The following is an 18,007-nucleotide window of genomic DNA, read 5'->3' on the forward strand; positions in this document are numbered from 1 at the left end:
AACCATGAGACAGTCGGTGTCCGATCGCATATTTTCGATTGCCGCATACGGAATTTTAAGTTTGTTCACCTTGTTCTGCATCGTGCCCTTCCTGCTGATGGTGATCGGCTCCTTCACCAAAGAGAGCGAGCTGATCGTGCACGGCTACACGCTGTTCCCCAAGCATTTGTCCGCAGCCGCCTATGACGCGCTGCTGCAGTCCAAGGCGCTGTATCAAGGCTATGGCGTCACGGTGCTGATCACGGTCGTCGGCACGGTGTGCGCGCTGTGCATCTCGGCGATGCTGGCCTACTCGCTCGCGAACAAGCGCAATGTAGTCCAGACGCCGCTGCTGTTATTCTGCTATTTGCCGATGCTGTTCTCGGGCGGCATCATCCCCTTTTATATCGTCGTGAGTCAATGGCTTCACCTGCAGAACAGCATCTGGGCGCTCATCCTGCCGCTGCTCTGTCAGCCGTTCCTCGTCTTCCTGCTCGTCAGCTTCTTTCGTACCGTGCCGGACGAGCTGGAGGAGGCGGCGCGGATCGACGGCGCCAACGAGATGCGCGTGTTCTTCCAGATCATTATTCCGATCTCCAAGCCGATATTGGCTTCGGTGGGCTTGTTCTACGCGCTCTATTACTGGAACGACTGGTTTATGGGGCTGATGTTCGTCGACAACGAGAAGCTGTTCCCACTGCAGCTCATTCTGCGGCGCATGGTATCGAACATGGAGGCGGCCAAAAACCTGATTCCGGCCGCTGCTGCCATCTCGACCGAGGCGCCGACCTATGGCGTGCGGATGGCGACGACCGTGCTCACGATCGGTCCGATCATCCTGCTGTATCCGATGCTGCAAAAATACTTCGTCAAAGGTCTCACGGTCGGCGCGGTCAAAGGTTAAACTTGAACTTCGGCATTAATCGGGCAACCGGTTATCGCATATAGAGCTTCATCAATATGAGGAGGGTTTATAGAAATGACGAAAACGAAACGCTATGCTTCGATGCTGGCCGGCGGGCTGGCGCTGTCCATGGCGCTGGCAGGCTGCGGCGGCAACAACAATAATACGTCCTCTCCAAGCGCTTCGAGCGCCGTCCCAAGCGGCTCCGCGAGCGCGAGTCCGGCCGCAAGCCAGCCGGCTTCGAACAGTCCGAAAGAAATCGTCGAACTGAAGGCTTACTTCCCGGGCGACAAGCCCGCAGGCTTCGAAGATGTTCTGAAAGCAGTGAATGAAAAGCTGAAGGCCGACAACGTGGGCGCTTCGCTAAACATCAACTTCCTGCCGTGGACCGATTACGGTAACTCGGTGTCGGTCAAGATGTCCGCGGGCGAAGCGTTCGATATGTACCTTGACGCGCCGTGGCTGTCGATGAACCAGATGATCGCGAGCGGCTCCATTATCCCGCTCGACGAGCTGGTGGCGGCACGCCCGGAACTCAAGGCCTCGATTCCGGATCAAATGTGGGAATCCAACAAGTTCGGCGGCAAGATCATGGGCATTCCGCTCGGCACGACGCAGGGTACGCTGGACGGCTTCATCATCCGCAAGGACCTGCGCGAGAAGTACGGCCTGCCGAAGCCGGAGACGGTCGCGGACGTCGAGAAGTTCCTGTACACGGTCAAGGAAAAGGAAACGGCGATCAAGCCGTTCATCATCGACGGCCGCAAAGCGGATAAGCTGTCCATCATTCTGAATGACGACGCCAATACCGGCAAGCCGAGCGACATCTTCACTTCGGTACCGATGTTCTACTACTCGCCAACCGACAAGAAGGTCGTCGGCGCCTGGGAGGCTAAGACGGTCGAGCAGCCGTTCGAGCGCGCGACCAAGTATTACAAGGACGGCATTCTGTCCAAAAACATCGCGCAGGAGCAAAATGCGCAGACGCTGTTCAATCAGGGCAAATATGCGGCTACGTACTATGCGGCCGACGGTGTGGAAGGCTTGAAGTACCTCGACGTCCTGAAAAACGAAGGCGCGCAGCTTGAGGTGGTCATGCCGCATGACGACGCCTCCAAGCCGTACTCGACCTTCCAGCAGTGGAACTTCCTCGCCGTGCCGAAGGCGTCCAAGCATGCGGACCTCGTCATGGACGTGGCGAACTGGCTGTCGATCAAGGGAAATCACGATCTGATGGAATACGGCATCGAAGGCAAGGATTGGGAAGCGGACGGCGATACCGGCTACAAGCCGCTGTCGAGCTACACGTTCCCCGGCTACGTGCTGACCTGGCGTCCGACGCTCGTGCGCACGCCTTCCAACATGCTGCCCGACGACAAGGAATGGTTCGAGAAGGCGAGCAAGGCAGAATCGTTCAACCTGAGCCCGATTGCCGGCTTCACGTTCGACGCGGAGCAGGTCAAGACGGAATACGCCAAGACGACCCCGTTCTTCGACTCGGTGTTCCTGCCGCTGTCCCAGGGCGTGTTGGCTGCCGACAAGGGCAAGGCGATGCTGAATGACAAGGTGCTCGGTGTCGGCGGACAGAAGGTCATCGACGAGATTCAAAAGCAAATCGCCGCTATCGGCGTTGGCAACTGAGCAAAGACATAATAGAGGAGACTGACCATGCCCGTATTGCGCTCTGAACACAATCCGGTCGTCCGGACGATCGACGTCATGCCCTCCCGGCCGGACTTCAAGGTGCTCGGCGCCTTCAACGCCGGCGTCGCGGCTCTCGGAGACGAGACGATCCTGCTGCTGCGCGTCGCCGAAGCGCCCGTCGCGGACAAGGAAGGCGAAGTGCTGATTCCGATCCTGAACGTATCCACGGGGGAGGTCGACCTGACGCGGCTGTCGCTGGACGATGCCAGGTACAGCTTCGCCGACTCCCGCTTCGTCGCGGAGAACGGCCGGATGATCATGCTCACATCGATGTCCCACTTCCGGGTCGCCCGGAGCAAGGACGGCATCCGGTTCACGGTGGAGGAGCGCCCGGCGCTGTTCCCCGAAGGCCCGCTGGAGGCGTGGGGGATCGAAGACCCGCGCATCACGCAGCTCGAAGACAAGTACTACATCACCTACAGCGCGGCTTCTTCCCGCGGTGTCGGCGTAGGACTCGCAGAGACGAAGGACTTCAAGACGTTCAAGCGGCACGGTCTGATGCTGGCACCGGAGAACAAGGACGTCATGCTGTTCCCGGACAAGATCGCGGGCAAGTACTATACCCTGACCCGCCCGGTGCCGCATTCCTTCGGCGCGCCGGAGATGTGGGTCGCGGAGTCGCCCGATCTGATCCATTGGGGCAATCACCGGTTTCTGATGGGGCTGCGGCCGAACAGCTGGGACGGCGGCCGCATGGGCGGCGGCGCGGTGCCGATCCGCACGGATCGCGGCTGGCTCGCCCTGTACCACGGCGCGGACACGAAGCATCGCTACTGCATGGGCGCCGTGCTGCTCGATCTGAACGATCCGGGCCGCGTCATCGCCCGCTCGACCCGGCCGTTCATGGAGCCGGAAGCCGACTATGAAGTGAACGGCTTCTTCGGCGGCGTCGTATTCTCCTGCGGGGCGCTGCTGATCGGAGATACCGTGCGTATGTACTACGGCGCTGCGGACGAAGTGATGGCCGTGGCGGATATTCCGCTGGCAGACATTTTCGAGACGCTGTCTTACGAAGAACCGTTGATCTAAAAATAAACAGGCTGTACACGCAGTCAAGCCCCGCTTGTCCGAGAGTCGGGGCTTGACTGCGGTCGGTCGGCGGGTAGGGCGCTCGACAGCCTTGTTTCTCTAAAATATGTTAGCGCTTACTAGAGAAGATGCTACAAACAGGAGGTTAACTCATGCTTAAGAAATACCTGTCCATACTGTGCATCTTGAGTATGGCGGCGACAATATTCTCTGTTCAGCCTGTCGCAGTCTCGGCAGCCGAGCCGGCAAGAGCCGTACAGCAAGCAAGCATCCCCGCGGTCACTGCATTTCCTGACAGCCCGAGTCCCTATCAATACATGGACTGGAAGCAGCGCGCCCTGGACTATGATGCTTATGTATTCGACTGGAACAAAACGGGAGATCATCTGCCGACGATCCAGTGGGATAAAACGCACTATAACATGTCTTACGATACGATCAAAATGCCCGCATACTTAGGCGATACCCGCCTGCAAGCCGACGGGGAGCAGGAAGGCATCAACATGCTTGCCGCGATTGCAGGCGCTACGCTCTCCGGCGTCGACAAGTCCAATCAGGACGGAATCAATTATGTCGACCTCATGAAGACGTTTATGCATGCCGACAACAGCCGCAATCTGTTCTTCAACTGGGCGAAGCCGACGCATACGCGCAACCAGAACGACTGGTGGTACGACCTTGCTCCGAATTTACTCTACTATATGATAGCGGAGAAATATCCGAACGATCCGAACGCCGACAATTTTCGCAAAAATATTGCGGATGCGCTGTACAAGATGACAGTCAGTCTGGGCGGTCCGAGCGCCAACTTCAATCATCAATCGTTCAACCATGATACCCAGCAGCCGGTAGACGGAACGTGGAAGGTTCCCGAAGCCGGTGTCATTAACGGACTTGTCGAGTACTGGGCCTATATGAATTCTAAAGATGCCAAGTACCTGGATGCCGCCAAGTGGAGCATGAACGCGATCACCAACCAGGTCAACAATCCCTACTATGAAGTAGGAGCAGTGTTCGCGCCCTATATTGCCGCACGAATGAATGCAGAGCAGGGAACGCATTACAACCTCGATTATTTGTTCCAATGGATTATTAAAGGCTCCGCCCGCAAAGGGTGGGGGACCCTATTGGATACCTCGTGGAACGGCTATGACGTAGCCGGTTTGCAAGGCAGCACGACAGACGGAAACGGCTATGCCTTCCTGATGAATACATTCGCTACCGCCTTCTTCGCGCCGGCGGTCAAGTATGATGCAAGCTACGCGAATGTCGTCGGGAAGTGGCTGCTTAATGTCAGCAATGCCGCACGGTTCTTCTACGCGGATCAGATGCCGGCCGAAAATCAGACGTACGGAAGCAAATATATGAATGCGCCCGAGCATGTCATCGCCTATGAAGGCTTGCGCAAGCAAGTAAAGGAGCTCGATGCGAACGGCAAAGAGGTATATACCGATCTTAACCGGATCAACGCGACGGGAGACCCGCACACCAAATGGAAGAACTGGGGATGCGGGGAGACCTGTTCCGATCTGGGACTGTACGGCAGCAGCTGGGCGGGCTTCTTCGGAGCCATCTTCAGAAATACGAATGTCGAGAAGATTTTGCAGATCGATCTGAATGCGCTGGACTTCTACAAGCAAGAGAACGGCTATCCGACTTACTTGTATTACAATCCTTACGCAACGACACAGAGCGTTCAGATCAAGCTCGACAAGGCATCGGATTTATTCGATGTAATTACCGGACAGTATGTGGCCCGGAATGTATCGGGTACGAGCACCTTCAGTGTACCGGCCGGCAATTCTGTCGTTCTGGTCGTCGCGCCGGCCAACGGCAAGCTGACGTATACCAGCAACCAAACCTTGATTAATAGCGTACCGGTCGCCTATAAGAGCGGGGTCGAGAGAAGCCTGGCTCTGGGCAAGCCGGTCACGGCAGATCAGGATAACGCTGCAAATTCGAAGGCAAACGTCACCGATGGGGATATCAACACACGCTGGGAAGCGGGCAATAAAATCGATACCCACTGGATGTATGTGGATCTGGGCGCAAGCCTCGATGTGAACCGGGTTGTATTGAACTGGGAAGCGGCTTCCGCAACCGGCTACAAGCTTCAGGTTTCCGACGATGCGGCCAATTGGACAGACGTATATTCCACTACGGCCGGCAAGGGCGGCAAAGAAACGGTTACCTTTGACACCGTCAATGCACGTTATGTGAAATTGGCCTCGACCAAACGCGCCACGACTTACGGGCTGTCGCTCTGGGAATTCGAAGTATTCGGACCTGCGGAGACGGTTGTCGAGCCGGAGGAGCCGGCTCAGAGCGGCGCAGTAGATTTCGCCGGCGATCCCGACTTCGACAGCGACAGCATCGCCGACAGCACGAGCGGTCAGTGGAGATGGCTCAGCTATCCGGGCGCCCGGATGGCGCTCAACATCAACAAGTACGACAAAGTCACGATGAACGATCACACGAGCAAAAACGAGTCGCACAAGATGAAAAATGCCGCGGGTCCGATGACGAGCGACCTGCGCTTCGATATCGGCGGCTATCTGGGCGCCGGCAAGGTTCGGCTGTTCGACCTGATGGACGCCAAGCTGGCCGCGAGCGGCCAGTCCGCCATTGCGGCCGGCAGCGTCAGCACGACCTGGTATCCTTACAAAATTACGTTCGATGCGGCCTACAATACGCCGGCCGGCGCTTCGGTGTCGGGCTACGATTACTTCACGGCCGCCGATTCCTCCGCCGTCCGCGTGCTCCAGGTGAGCGGCGGCGGCGACAAGGACCTGGTGCTGGGCGGCACCGTGACGGGCAGCGGCGGCGCGGTGTGGGACGCGGACAAGCAAACGCTCGTCGTCTCGGACGCGGGCTACTACTATGCGCTCCGATTCGTCGGCCTGTCCGGCGAAGCGCTGTCGGCTTCGGTGCTGAATCTGACGCCGACCGTCAGCGGCAGCACATGGACCATGCGGATTCCGGTCGGCGCCGACGGCGGCAGCTATGCGGTCGGCTTCGGGTTCGCCGCGGGCTCCGAGGGCGCGGGCAAAGCCGTGTCGCGGGCGATCGGCAACTTTGCCCAGGGCGTGAAGGCGTCGCTGGCCGCTACCAAGCAGGTATTTGACACCAGCCTGCGGAAGGCGCCTGCGCCTCAGTCGTTCGGCATCGCCAGCGGGATCGATGCCAAGGGCGTCACGCCCGAGCGGCATCGGATGTATTACTACGGCGCGTTCGCCTTCGTCCTGAGTAACTATATGGACGTGCTTCCCGAAAATACGGATTACTTCAATTATCCGCAAGCGCTGCTGGGCAAAGCCTCGATCTGGGGCAACGGCGGTCCGTACAATATCGGGTCCTGCGCCTGGGAGAGCTTCTTCACCCAGCAATGGCTGTCCTACATGATGCCGAAGGAGGCATGGGCGGCATACGCGGGTACGATGTCGCTCGTGCAGGCGGACGGCTACATCCCAGGCGAGGTGCTGCCATCGCGCAAGGCGCAGACCGCCTGGGTGATTTACAACAACGGCGGCGCCTCGAAGGCGGAGCTGGCCGAGCAGTACGCCAACATCAAGCGCAATCTGCTGTGGCTCGAGCAGAACCCGCGCTGGATTCAGGACGGCGGGCACAATGTGGTCGACGAAAAGGACGTCGAGTTCATGGCTTCCTTCGTATTCGACGCCGACTTCGCGATCAAGATCGCCCAAGAGATCGGCCAGCCGCAAGCGGAAACGGATATGTGGAAGGCGCGCAAGACGAGCGTCGAAAACGATATCCGGGCGTGGTTTCTCGCCAACCCGAACAAGCTGAACCAATATTACTTTACCGGCAACCAGAGCTATACGGTCGGCGTGCCGGAATCCGTGCTGAATGCGCTGTACGCGGACAACCTGACAGATACGGAAAACCGCATGCTGGTGGACTACTGGAGAGGCATGACGAACGCGGCCTCGCCCGTCAACGGACAAATTTTCAAATATCCGGTCATTAGCCTGGACGCGTACGCGATGTACAACAAGGGCTTTGCCGGAGATGCCAAGCAGATCGTGTATACCGGTATTCGCGATATTGTCCGCTCGGGCAACTTCACTGAGGTGCTGGATGCGGGCGGCAAGTTGGACGGCGTCGGTCCGAGCATGTTCACGGCTGCCGCGATGATCGATTTTACGCTTATGGCCAACAAGGTGGCGACCTACACCGGCGTCCCCCAAGCGATCGACCTGGGCGATGCGTGGGGAGAGACGTCGCTGCCGGTCATCGAAGACTTCAACTACGTCAGCGATTGGTCCGTTTCGACGGACGCCAATATTTCTACGACCGACGGGATCGCCAAGGTGGCGGTGAATACGAACGCGGCCAAAACCTGGGGTCATATGGGAAAACGCATCGCCTACAATGTGTCGGACAACCCGATGGTGTATATCAAGGTGACACAGGTCGACCCGGGCGCCAACTGGTCGCTCAAGGTCAATGATGGCGGAGAAGATATCGTGCTGCAAGGCGATACGAATACGACGGGAACGTTCTCCTACAATCTGAAGACGATTACGGGCTGGACCGGGTCCAAGTCGTTTGTCGTCAAGCTGTACGCTTCCGGCGGGAAGGGGAGGTCCTTCCAGGTCGACTATCTCGGCACGCAGACGGTGGCGCCGGAAGTCGCAACCGACAAGCAGGCCTATGCGCTGGGCCAAAGCTCCAAGGTGATCTACAAAGGGGCCGGAGTGCAGGATCGCATCGGCATCTTCAAGGATGACGGCAGGGCGCCGGGCGAATCCAATCCGCCGCTGGCCGTGCTGCCTGTCGGAGCGGACGCCGACGGGATAGCCAGCTTCGACGGCATCTGGGCGCCGGGCGGCTATCGGGCCATTTTGTTGAAGGAGGGCGGATACGGGATCGGCGCCTCGGCGGTATTTTATGTATCCGAGCCTGCGCTCGCGAGCCGGATGCTGCTGAAGGGCGCGATCGACAGCCGGCACAAGCTTAGCGGCAAGCTGGCGATCTCGTCTCCTTCGTACGGAGGGCCGGCCCGGCAATATGCCTTGTATTGGGGAGACGAATACGGACGCTTGCCGGCTATGGAACCGTTCGCGGTGATCGAGGCCGGAGCGGGTGAGACGATGTACGAGTTCGATAGAGCCGCAGTACCCGCAGCGGCGAAGTCGATCGTTGCGGCTTCGCGTCAACTGGGCTACGAATCGACGGCCGTCGCCACGGAGCGGCTGCCTCAGATCGGTGTTCAACCGGTCGTGCTCGAGGATTTCGCCGATGTGACCGACTGGACGTGGCTGAGTAATGCCGCGATCTCGGCGGCGGACGGCATCGGCCAGATCACGGTCAACGCCGGCAGCTCGTACGGCAATACGGGGATGAACGCGATTTACGATCTGACGGATCTGCCGCTGCTCCGCTTCAAGGTCGAAGGCATGGACAGCGGCGCAAAATGGGCGCTTAAGGTAAACACGCAGTCGTTCAGCAACAACGGGGATATTACGATCCAGGGCGATACGACGAATACGGGCGAGCAAATATTCAATCTGCGGCAAATGACGGGCTGGAGCGGCGCCAAAAGCTTCGTCATCAAGCTGTACGTCTCCGGCGGAGCGGGCAAGTCCGTCCGGGTCAGCGGGTTGACGGCGATGCCGATCGATCCCGTGCTCGGCGTGCCGGCAGCGCCGACCGGCGTCAGTGCGCTGCCGCGAGACGGTGCGGCGATCGTGAGCTTCGAGCCGTCCGCCGACGACGGCGGCAGCGAAGTGCTCAAGTACACGGCGACTGCATGGACCGACGGAAATGCGGTCTTGTCGGCGGAGGGCGCGGCCAGCCCGATCACGTTGAGCGGCCTTGCGAACGGCACGGCTTACACGTTCACCGTGACGGCGACCAATGCGCAGGGCGATTCGCCGGCTTCCACGCCGTCGAACGAAGTAATTCCGGCGATCCAGGCGCCGGTCGCGCCGGTCAATCTGGTCGCGGCGGCGGGCGATGCGCAGGTCGCGCTGACCTGGGACGCGGCGGCGGATGCCGACAGCTATGCCGTCTACCGCTATGAAGGCGCGGCAGCGCCGGCGGACGCTGCGGACTGGCAGCTCATCGGGATGAGTGTGACAGGTACGACTTACACGGTGACGGGCCTTGCGAACGGCAAGCGTTATGCGTTCGCGCTGAAGGCTGCGAATGCGGGAGGCGAGAGCGACTACTCGGCGGCTGCGGTAGCGACGCCGACGGCGGTAGTGCCGGCTGCGCCGGCCGCGCCGGAGCAGCCGATCGCCGTGGCGGGCGACGGTCAAGTCACGCTGACGTGGGACGCCGTAGCGGGAGCCGACAGCTACGCAGTGTACAGCTATGAAGGCGCGACTGCGCCGGCGGATGCAGCGGACTGGCGGCTCGTCAAGGCGAGCGTGGCCGGGATGACGTACACGGCGACGGGCCTTGCGAACGGCAAGCGCTATGCGTTCGCGGTGAAGGCTGCGAACGCGGGAGGCGAGAGCGATTATTCGGCGGCTGCGGTCGCGACGCCGACGGCGCCGCAATCCGAGACGCCGGGCAATCCGTCCGTGCCGGTCATCGACAATGCTCCGATCAAGTCGGAGAGCGGCAGCATCGTCGTTCCAGTCGGCCGGGCAGGCGAAGTGAGCCTGGGCGATGCGGTCCGCATCACGCTGCCGGCAGGTGCGGCGGATCAGGAGCTGCGGATCACGATAGAAAAGCTGGCAGATACGACGCAGTTGAAGAACGGACAGGGTCTGCTCGCCAGCAACGTGTACGAGATATTGAAAAACGTAGCCGGCAGCTTTAAAATTACGGTCACGCTGTCGCTGAAGTTCGATCCGTCGACGGTTGGCGAAGGCCGGCGGGTCGCGATCTTCTACTACGACGAGACCAATAAAGTATGGGTAGAAGTCGGCGGCAAGGCAGAGGGCAACCGGATTACGGCCGAGGTGAACCATTTCACCAAGTTCGCGGTGCTGGCGGTCGACGTGAAGCCGGACGACAACGGCGGGACAATGGAGCCGTTGCCGACGTTCTCGGACATCGCCGGACACTGGGGAGAGAAGGCCATTCGCAGCGCGGCGGGCAAAAAACTCGTGAGCGGCTATCCGGACGGCACGTTCAAGCCGAACAAATTCGTGACGCGCGCAGAATTCACCGTAATGCTGATGAACGCGCTGCAGAAGGAAGCGGCAGATACGGCGCCGGCCTTCAAGGATCAGGACAAGATCGGCGCATGGGCGGCGCATGCAGTGACGCAGGCGGTCGCGTCGAGCATCGTTCACGGCTATGAGGACGGCACGTTCCGTCCGAATGCAGCGATCACCCGTACGGAGATGGCGGTCATGATCGCCAAGGCGCTGGGACTGCCGCAGGATGCCGCAGCCGACACGGGCTTTGCGGACGATGCGAAAATCCCGCAGTGGGCCAAAGCCTCGGTGAAAGCGATCCATGAGCTGGGCATCGTCAACGGACGCGGAGCGGGCAAGTTCGCACCGGCAGAGTCGGCGACTCGCTCGGAAGCGGTGACCATGCTGCTCGGAATGTTGGAGCACCAAGGCGAGCAATAAAAATGAAATGGCAGGCGCAGCGCAGGGGAGGGATTCCCTCTCGCGTTGCGTCTTTCTTTTTCCTAACGGAAGGAAGCAGTCTACAAAAGCATCCGTCTCTTGTATAATTTAGGAAGTCGAAAGGAGCCTGATCGAGCATGTACGAGTACACTTTTGTTGAGACGTCGCTTGGCGGATTTTTTACTTCCGCAACACACCGTGAGACGATTGAAGCCTATGCCCAGCAGGGGTGGCGGTTGGTGCAGGTATTGCCGACGAATTATAACGGGCATGGGAAACCGGAGGGATACGAGATTATTTTCGAGAGACCGCTGCCGGACAATGAATAATTCAAGCCGCTGAGCGATCTGCTATTCATTTTATCCGGACCATTTGGGAGGCACGGCGAGTGAAAAAATTGTTGGCCGGAACGGCGTTGCTGGCAGCCGGCATCGGTCTGTATCTCACCGCGTACGTGCAGGCATCCCGCATCTTGCCGCAAATCGGGCAGTGGCCGACCGCGAAGGGCAGGCTCTGGGTTGCGTACCGCGAAGTCGGGGCGGTGGCACCGTCGCGATTCGGCATCCTGCTGTGCGTGGTGGGCATCGCGCTGCTACTGTGGGGGACGTTCGAGCAGGAACTGGCTGCGTTGTGGCGGACGAGTGCGGCGAAGATCAAGGAGAATTTAAATCAAGAGCCCTGGGCAGAAACCCCCGGCAAGCCGATCGACGGCGAGCGGGGCGATGAGCCGTCACGATTATGACGAAGCAAAGACGGATCGCGACGTTGGTCATACTGGTGCTGGCTGCGCTGCTGATCGGCATCAGCTGGTTCGAGAATTTGCGGGAGTATAAGGCGGCAGGCTTGCCTGCATCCCGCTTTTTGGACCACCGGATCGAAGCGGGCGGCGAGCCCGGCGAGTCGTTTTTCCTGTACTACGCTGCGAACAACGATGACAAACGGGTGCCAATCGCTTTCGAGAACGATGCGCTGCCGAATTTGCACCTTGATCCCGTTTATCTGTACGGCGATTATGGCCGGCTCCGGCTGTACAGGGCGCTCGCCAGCTTCAGACCTGTTGATGAAGACGCCAAGCCGCGCGAGGAACCGCTTGTCGTCACTGCGATGAAGGTCTACTACGCGAACGGCGACTCGGCGGAAATGCCGATCGGCGAGTTGATCGTAAATGCTGGCGCTGCCGTGCGTTCGGATGACACCGCCGTCCTCGGGACGTCTAAGCCCGCCGCGTCTACGGAGCCAGGGGGCAGCGCATCTGCGGCCTCGTCGCTTGCCGAGTTTGCGAGCGGCGGCGCCAGTTCGAACGGCAGCGGCTATGGTTCGTTTACGATGAACGAGTCCGCGACATTGCGCAGCGTGACATCCGCCTACACAGCGGTGCTCGGCGACGCCTTCCGTATGGAGATAAGCGTGAACGGAAAAGTATCGCCGCTGCCCGTCGCGGTTAAAAAGGGCGATCAGGTCAAAATTGCCTACGCCTTCTTTGTGACCGAAAGCTCGAAACTGGCGATGATGCCCCTCTCGCTGCGGCTCGCGGCCGAGCTGGTGGATGATCAGGGCAAGACGCAGCTGCGACCTGTGTGGGCCGAGCATGCGCCGTATCCGACCAAAACAGCCCTGCGGCAATTCGCAAAAGCGCAAAGGAGCGATACCCCATGAGAAGGAGTTGCCGTTTGCTCGCCTGGGGGCTGCTGCTCGCGTTGTTCGATTTTCGCATCGGCGGCATTGACCTGCTGCCGGACGCACTCGGTTACTTGCTCGCGCTCATCGGACTGTCGCGGTTCGCAGATCGGCATCCGGCGCTCAGAGCGGGGCAGTTTTTCGCTGCCGGGCTGCTGCTGCTGGCAGTGGCGAGTTTTTTCGGCAGCCGGGGCATTTCTACACCGCTCGGTGAACGCGATCTTTTGGTCACGCCTGCCCGGCTCTCCTACTCGGCGCTTGCCGTCGCGCTCTCGCTTGCGCTGACGTGCTGCCTTTGCGTCGGCCTGGGCCGGCTCGCCGAGACGAGCGGCAGCCGTGCGCTCGGCGGACAGTTCCAGGTGCTGCTCATATTCAGCCTGCTGCACGGCGGGCTTTTGCTTTTCCTGCTTCCGTTCGGCTTGAACGGGTACCGGGATCTCACACTCGGCACGGCGCTGATCGGGGGCGCACTCGGCATCGTGCTAACCATCTCCCTGATTGTGCTTGTGCGGCGCGCGGGCCGTTTGCCGGACATAGACGCAGGCGATGTTCACCTGTCTTAAGTGTAAATTAGAGAATAGCAGCGGCTTAAAGCCGCAACGCTATTCTCTTTTTTGGTTGTATTCGAACGTACAATCATATAATATGAACTTAAATGAACTTATATAAACCAAATAAAACATTTCGGAGGTTCACAATCATGGAAAACCGCTACGCATCCCATCCCCGCGAAGTCAAAGCATTCGATACGGCGCGCCTGCGCGAGGAGTTCCTGATCGAAGAGATGTTCAAGCCGGACCAATTGACGCTGACCTATACGCATGTCGACCGCTTCATCGTCGGCGGCGCGCTGCCGGTCAGCGGCACGGTCAAACTGGAGGCGGACGCCAAGGCGATCGGTGCGGCGACCTTCCTGGAACGCCGGGAGATCGGCATCATCAATGTCGGCGGCGCGGGCACGGTGACCGTCGACGGTGAGCAGTACGCGATGGCGAGCAAGGATTGCCTGTACATCGGCCTCGGCGCCAAGGAAGTGCTGTTCGCGAGCGACGACGGCGCGCAGCCGGCCAAGTTCTACCTGAACTCGACACCTGCGCACAAGACGTACCCGACCGTGAAGGCCGCGATCAGCGAGGCGTCCCCGAACCATCTGGGCAGCCTGACCAATTCCAACGAGCGCACGATTTACCGCTACATTCACACTGGCGGCATCCAGAGCTGCCAGCTCGTCATGGGCATGACGCTGCTCAAGGACGGCAGCATGTGGAATACGATGCCTTGCCATACGCACAACCGCCGCTCCGAGGTTTACTTCTACTTCGACATGCCGGAGGACGGCGTCGTATTCCATCTGATGGGCGAGCCGCAGGAGACGCGCCATCTGGCCGTTCGCAACGAACAGAGCGTCATCTCCCCAAGTTGGTCGATCCACAGCGGCGTGGGCACGAGCAGCTACACATTCATCTGGGGCATGGCCGGAGAGAATCAAATTTTCGAAGATATGGATGCAGTGGCCATGAAGGATATAAAATAGTAGGAAACAGGTAGGATTGGAGATTCGGCAATGAACCCTCTGCGCAGACACGAGATGATCATGGAGATGCTGCTGGCCGCGAACGAGGTAACGGTGGCGGAGCTAAGCGAACGGCTTGAGGTAACGGGGAAAACGATCCGCGAGGATCTCGCCAGGCTAGAGGAAAAAGGGCTGCTGCGGCGGATGCACGGGGGTGCGGTATTGGCCCAGTCCGATCAGCTCGGCATTCTGTCTGCCAAAAATCCGATCGCGCGCCATGCCGCCGAGAAGACGGAGGTCGCGAAGCTGGCCGTCTCCCTGATCGAGCCGAACGATATCGTCGCGCTCGACGGTGGCACGACGACCCAGGAGATGGCGCGGCAGCTGCCGAACCAGCCGATGACCGTCGTGACCAACGATATCGTCATCGTCAGCGAGCTGCTGCGCAAGGATGCGATCCGTCTCGTCGTCCCCGGCGGCTACCGCGTCCGCAATATGCTGGTCGGCGCCGAGGCGGTCGCCTATGTCCGCAAGCTGAATATACGCAAGGCGTTCCTCGCGGCGACGGGGGTTCAGCCGGACTCCGGATTCACGATCTATACCGGCGAGTTCAGCGAGATGAAGCGTGCTCTGATCGAGACGGCGCAGCTGTCCTATGTGACTGCTGACCATCACAAGTTCGGGCAGGGCGCCCTGTTCACGTTCGCGCAGTTGACCGAGGTGGAGGCCATCGTGACCTCCGCGGGGCTGCCGGCGGAGACGGCGCAGCAGTACAGGAATGCAGGCGTGAAGCTTATTATTAACGATGAGAAGGAATGAGTGCGAATGCTGTTCGACTTAACCGGCAAGACGGCGCTGGTCACCGGCGCTTCGGGAGGACTGGGTCAGGCGATGGCGATCGGGCTGGCCGAGGCAGGCGCCAGGATCGTCGCCGTATCTTCCTCTAATTGCGATGCGACGGTAGCGGCCGTCCGCGAGATCGGCGGCACGATCGGCCAGATCTCCGCCGACCTGAGCAAGATCGAGGGACTCGAGGGCGTATTCGCCGAAGCGCTGGCGATGTTCGGCGCCGTCGATGTTCTCGTCAACAATGCGGGCACGATCCGGCGCGCGCCGGCCGCCGACCATGCGGCCAAGGACTGGTACGACGTCATCGACCTGAATCTGAACTCGGTCTTCTTCCTCAGCCAGCTGGCCGGCCGTCATATGATCGAGCGCGGCAGCGGCAAGATTATCAGCATCGCCTCCATGCTCTCCTATCAAGGCGGGATCAACGTGCCCGGCTATACGGCGAGCAAGCATGCGGTCGCGGGCATCACGAAGGCGCTCGCCAACGAATGGGCGAGCAAGGGCATCCAGGTCAACGCGATCGCGCCGGGCTACATGACGACGAACAACACGGCGCCGATCGTCGCGGATCAGGCACGCTATCAGTCGATCACTGATCGCATCCCCGCAGGACGCTGGGGCAGCCCCGACGATATGAAGGGGCCGGTCGTATTCCTAGCCTCGTCGGCTTCGGATTATATGAACGGGCATGTGCTGTGCGTGGACGGCGGGTGGCTGGCGCGATGACGACGGGCAGAGAGCAGAGCGAATTGATGCAGTCGCTGGCGGCGAGCAAGATCGTCGCCATCATCCGCGGCATTCCGGAGGACAAGGGAGACGCGACCGCCGAGGCGCTGGCCGAGGGCGGCATCGTGTTCCTCGAGGTGACGCTGAACACGGACGGCGCGCTCGGCATGATCTCGCGGTTCCGCGAGCGCTATGCGGGCCGGATGCGGATCGGGGCCGGCACGGTGCTCGATCTGGCGCAGGCCAAGGAAGCGGCGGCCGCGGGCGCGGAGTACATTATCTCGCCGAACCTGGATCTCGAGGTCGTGCGCTTCGGCGTCGAGCAGGGCATCGAGGTGTGGCCGGGCACGATGACGCCGACCGAGATCGTAGCGGCGTACAAGGCAGGGGCTTCGGCGGTCAAGGTATTTCCGCTCGGCAGCCTCGGCGTCGGTTATCTCAAGGAAATCCGCGCACCGCTGAATCATATCCCGATGGTGGCGACGGGCGGCGTGAACCTGCACAACATCCGGTCCGTGCTGGACGCCGGCGCAGTGGCCGTCGGCCTCGGCGGCAACCTCGTCGACAAGAAGCTCGTCGCGGACGGCGACTTCAAGGCGCTGGCACAGCTGGCGCGGGCTTACGCCGACGAGGTCGCGAAGGCTTAGGCAAGAGCAAGGCAAGGGCAAGGCAAGAGCAAGGCGTGGGCAAGGCTTGGGCAAGGCATGGGCAAGGCAAGAGCAAGGCAAGGGCAAGGCAAGGGCAAGGCAAGGGCAAGGCAAGGGCAAGGCTTGGGCAAGGCAAGGGCAAGGCAAGAGCAAGGCAAGAGCAAGGCATGGGCAAGGCAAGAGCAAGGCAAGGGCAAGGCAAGGGCAAGGGCAAGGGCAAGGGCAAGGGCAAGGGCAAGGGCAAGGGCAAGGCATGGCAAGGCAAGAGCAAGGCGAGAGCAAAGTTGGCTGCCATCCGGCCCGCTTCGCTGCTTGAACAATTCGTCGTTTGCAGTTATGATGTCATTATTGAACGCGCGTGAAGCACACCGCCTCTCCTTTTGGAGTTGGCGGTTTTTTGCGTTTACTCGCGGGAAAAGGAGGAGGGGGCAGGATGGATATGTTTGAAAAGCAGCACGAAATCTGGCTGGGGGAGCAGGCGAAGCATCGCACGGGCGAGTCGCGCCGCCGTCTCGTCGAAGGTCACGGCGAATCGGAGAAGCTGTTCGCAAAGGAGGTCTGGTGGCCGCTCAAGGGCAACTTCGATTTTTTGCACGCAGAATACGAGCTTGCGAATCATCGCGACGGATCGTTTTACCTCGACTTTGCCTATGTGCGTCCGCCGCATTTAGTCGACTGGGAGATCGACGATTTTGCGACGCACGGCAAGCATGTTAACCGGCGAACGTTCGAATACGAGCGAGAGAGGCAGAATCACCTCATCTTGGACGGCTGGAAGGTATTCCGTATACCGTTGGACATGCTCAAGGAACGGCCGCAGAAATGTCGGCAGTTTGTGCTGCAGGTGATGGGCAAATTGTACGGGGATTTCGGGACCGCGAATGAACCCGCGCTCACTTTAAACAAGCGTGAGATCATTCGCCTCGCGGCCCGGTACCAGCGGCCGTTTACACCCGAGGAAATAAGTGTGCCGCTGGCCATCAGCCTGCAATACGCCCGCAAGCTGCTGCACGAACTATCCGATGAAGGGTGGTTAGCCGCCGCATCGGGCACGACGCGCGTTCGTACCTACAGCTTGGGAGGGAAGGCAGAGTTATGGAAAAGAAAATGAGGATGGAGCGCGCCGGGTGGAAAAGAGATGTGCCACATCCTTATATGTCGGGCGAGGCGCGATTGCGGCGCGATAACGATGCGGTACATTCTTATTTGTGGAGATAGACGGTATTGCGGGGAAATAACGATGTGCCGCATTCTTATATGTCGGGCGAGGCGCGATCGCGGGGAAATAGCGATGTGTCACATTCTTATATGTCGGGCGAGGCGCGATTGCGGCGCGATAACGATGTGCCACATTCTTATATGTCGGGCGAGGCGCGATTGCGGCGCGATAACGATGTGACACATTCTTATGTGTCGGGCGAGG

The 18,007-nt window shown here is 60.0% G+C and carries 14 protein-coding genes; all 14 read left to right on the forward strand.

What is annotated here, in order from left to right:
• Nucleotides 1-4 precede the first annotated feature (4 nt).
• The 14 genes from VQ071_RS21920 (at nucleotide 5) to VQ071_RS21985 (ending at nucleotide 17,695) form a co-directional block, all read left to right on the forward strand.
• Complete coding sequence (locus VQ071_RS21920) at nucleotides 5-883, forward strand: carbohydrate ABC transporter permease (protein ID WP_340516365.1); 879 nt, start codon at nucleotides 5-7, stop codon at nucleotides 881-883.
• A gap of 75 nt (nucleotides 884-958) precedes the next feature.
• A complete protein-coding gene (locus VQ071_RS21925) occupies nucleotides 959-2,524 on the forward strand; it encodes a DUF3502 domain-containing protein (protein ID WP_340516366.1) in 1,566 nt (521 codons plus the stop codon).
• 27 nt (nucleotides 2,525-2,551) lie between these two features.
• Nucleotides 2,552-3,616, forward strand: a complete 1,065-nt coding sequence (locus tag VQ071_RS21930) for a glycoside hydrolase family 130 protein (RefSeq protein WP_340516367.1) — start codon at nucleotides 2,552-2,554, stop codon at nucleotides 3,614-3,616.
• A gap of 152 nt (nucleotides 3,617-3,768) precedes the next feature.
• A complete protein-coding gene (locus tag VQ071_RS21935; protein WP_340516368.1) occupies nucleotides 3,769-11,172 on the forward strand; it encodes an S-layer homology domain-containing protein in 7,404 nt (2,467 codons plus the stop codon).
• A gap of 137 nt (nucleotides 11,173-11,309) precedes the next feature.
• On the forward strand, nucleotides 11,310-11,501 hold the full coding sequence (locus VQ071_RS21940) for a DUF4177 domain-containing protein (protein ID WP_340516369.1): 192 nt from the start codon (nucleotides 11,310-11,312) through the stop codon (nucleotides 11,499-11,501).
• A 59-nt stretch (nucleotides 11,502-11,560) separates the two neighbouring features.
• Nucleotides 11,561-11,914: a hypothetical protein gene (locus VQ071_RS21945; protein ID WP_340516370.1), complete on the forward strand. Its 354-nt coding sequence runs from the start codon at nucleotides 11,561-11,563 to the stop codon at nucleotides 11,912-11,914.
• Nucleotides 11,911-12,828: a hypothetical protein gene (locus tag VQ071_RS21950; RefSeq protein WP_340516371.1), complete on the forward strand. Its 918-nt coding sequence runs from the start codon at nucleotides 11,911-11,913 to the stop codon at nucleotides 12,826-12,828. The genes VQ071_RS21945 and VQ071_RS21950 overlap by 4 nt, the downstream gene beginning before the upstream one ends.
• Nucleotides 12,825-13,412 (forward strand): hypothetical protein, encoded by a 588-nt coding sequence (locus VQ071_RS21955; protein ID WP_340516372.1) that lies wholly within the window; start codon nucleotides 12,825-12,827, stop codon nucleotides 13,410-13,412. The genes VQ071_RS21950 and VQ071_RS21955 overlap by 4 nt, the downstream gene beginning before the upstream one ends.
• 137 nt (nucleotides 13,413-13,549) lie before the next feature.
• Nucleotides 13,550-14,383 carry a 5-dehydro-4-deoxy-D-glucuronate isomerase gene (gene kduI, locus VQ071_RS21960; protein ID WP_340516373.1) on the forward strand — a complete coding sequence of 278 codons (834 nt, stop codon included), beginning with the start codon at nucleotides 13,550-13,552 and terminating at the stop codon, nucleotides 14,381-14,383.
• A 30-nt stretch (nucleotides 14,384-14,413) separates the two neighbouring features.
• Nucleotides 14,414-15,181: a DeoR/GlpR family DNA-binding transcription regulator gene (locus VQ071_RS21965; RefSeq protein WP_340516374.1), complete on the forward strand. Its 768-nt coding sequence runs from the start codon at nucleotides 14,414-14,416 to the stop codon at nucleotides 15,179-15,181.
• Between the two features lie 6 nt (nucleotides 15,182-15,187).
• Nucleotides 15,188-15,937 carry a 2-dehydro-3-deoxy-D-gluconate 5-dehydrogenase KduD gene (gene kduD, locus VQ071_RS21970; RefSeq protein ID WP_340516375.1) on the forward strand — a complete coding sequence of 250 codons (750 nt, stop codon included), beginning with the start codon at nucleotides 15,188-15,190 and terminating at the stop codon, nucleotides 15,935-15,937.
• Complete coding sequence (locus VQ071_RS21975; protein ID WP_340516376.1) at nucleotides 15,934-16,584, forward strand: bifunctional 4-hydroxy-2-oxoglutarate aldolase/2-dehydro-3-deoxy-phosphogluconate aldolase; 651 nt, start codon at nucleotides 15,934-15,936, stop codon at nucleotides 16,582-16,584. Before kduD ends, VQ071_RS21975 begins: the two co-directional genes overlap by 4 nt.
• Before the next feature lie 35 nt (nucleotides 16,585-16,619).
• Entirely contained in the window at nucleotides 16,620-16,946 is a 327-nt protein-coding gene (locus VQ071_RS21980) for a hypothetical protein (protein WP_340516377.1), read from the forward strand.
• 77 nt (nucleotides 16,947-17,023) lie between these two features.
• Complete coding sequence (locus tag VQ071_RS21985; protein WP_340516378.1) at nucleotides 17,024-17,695, forward strand: DNA-binding response regulator; 672 nt, start codon at nucleotides 17,024-17,026, stop codon at nucleotides 17,693-17,695.
• The last annotated feature ends 312 nt before the right edge of the window (nucleotides 17,696-18,007 follow it).

The sequence above is a fragment of the Cohnella sp. 56 genome, from assembly GCF_037963805.1.
In the GTDB taxonomy this organism is placed as follows: Bacteria; Bacillota; Bacilli; order Paenibacillales; family Paenibacillaceae; genus Cohnella.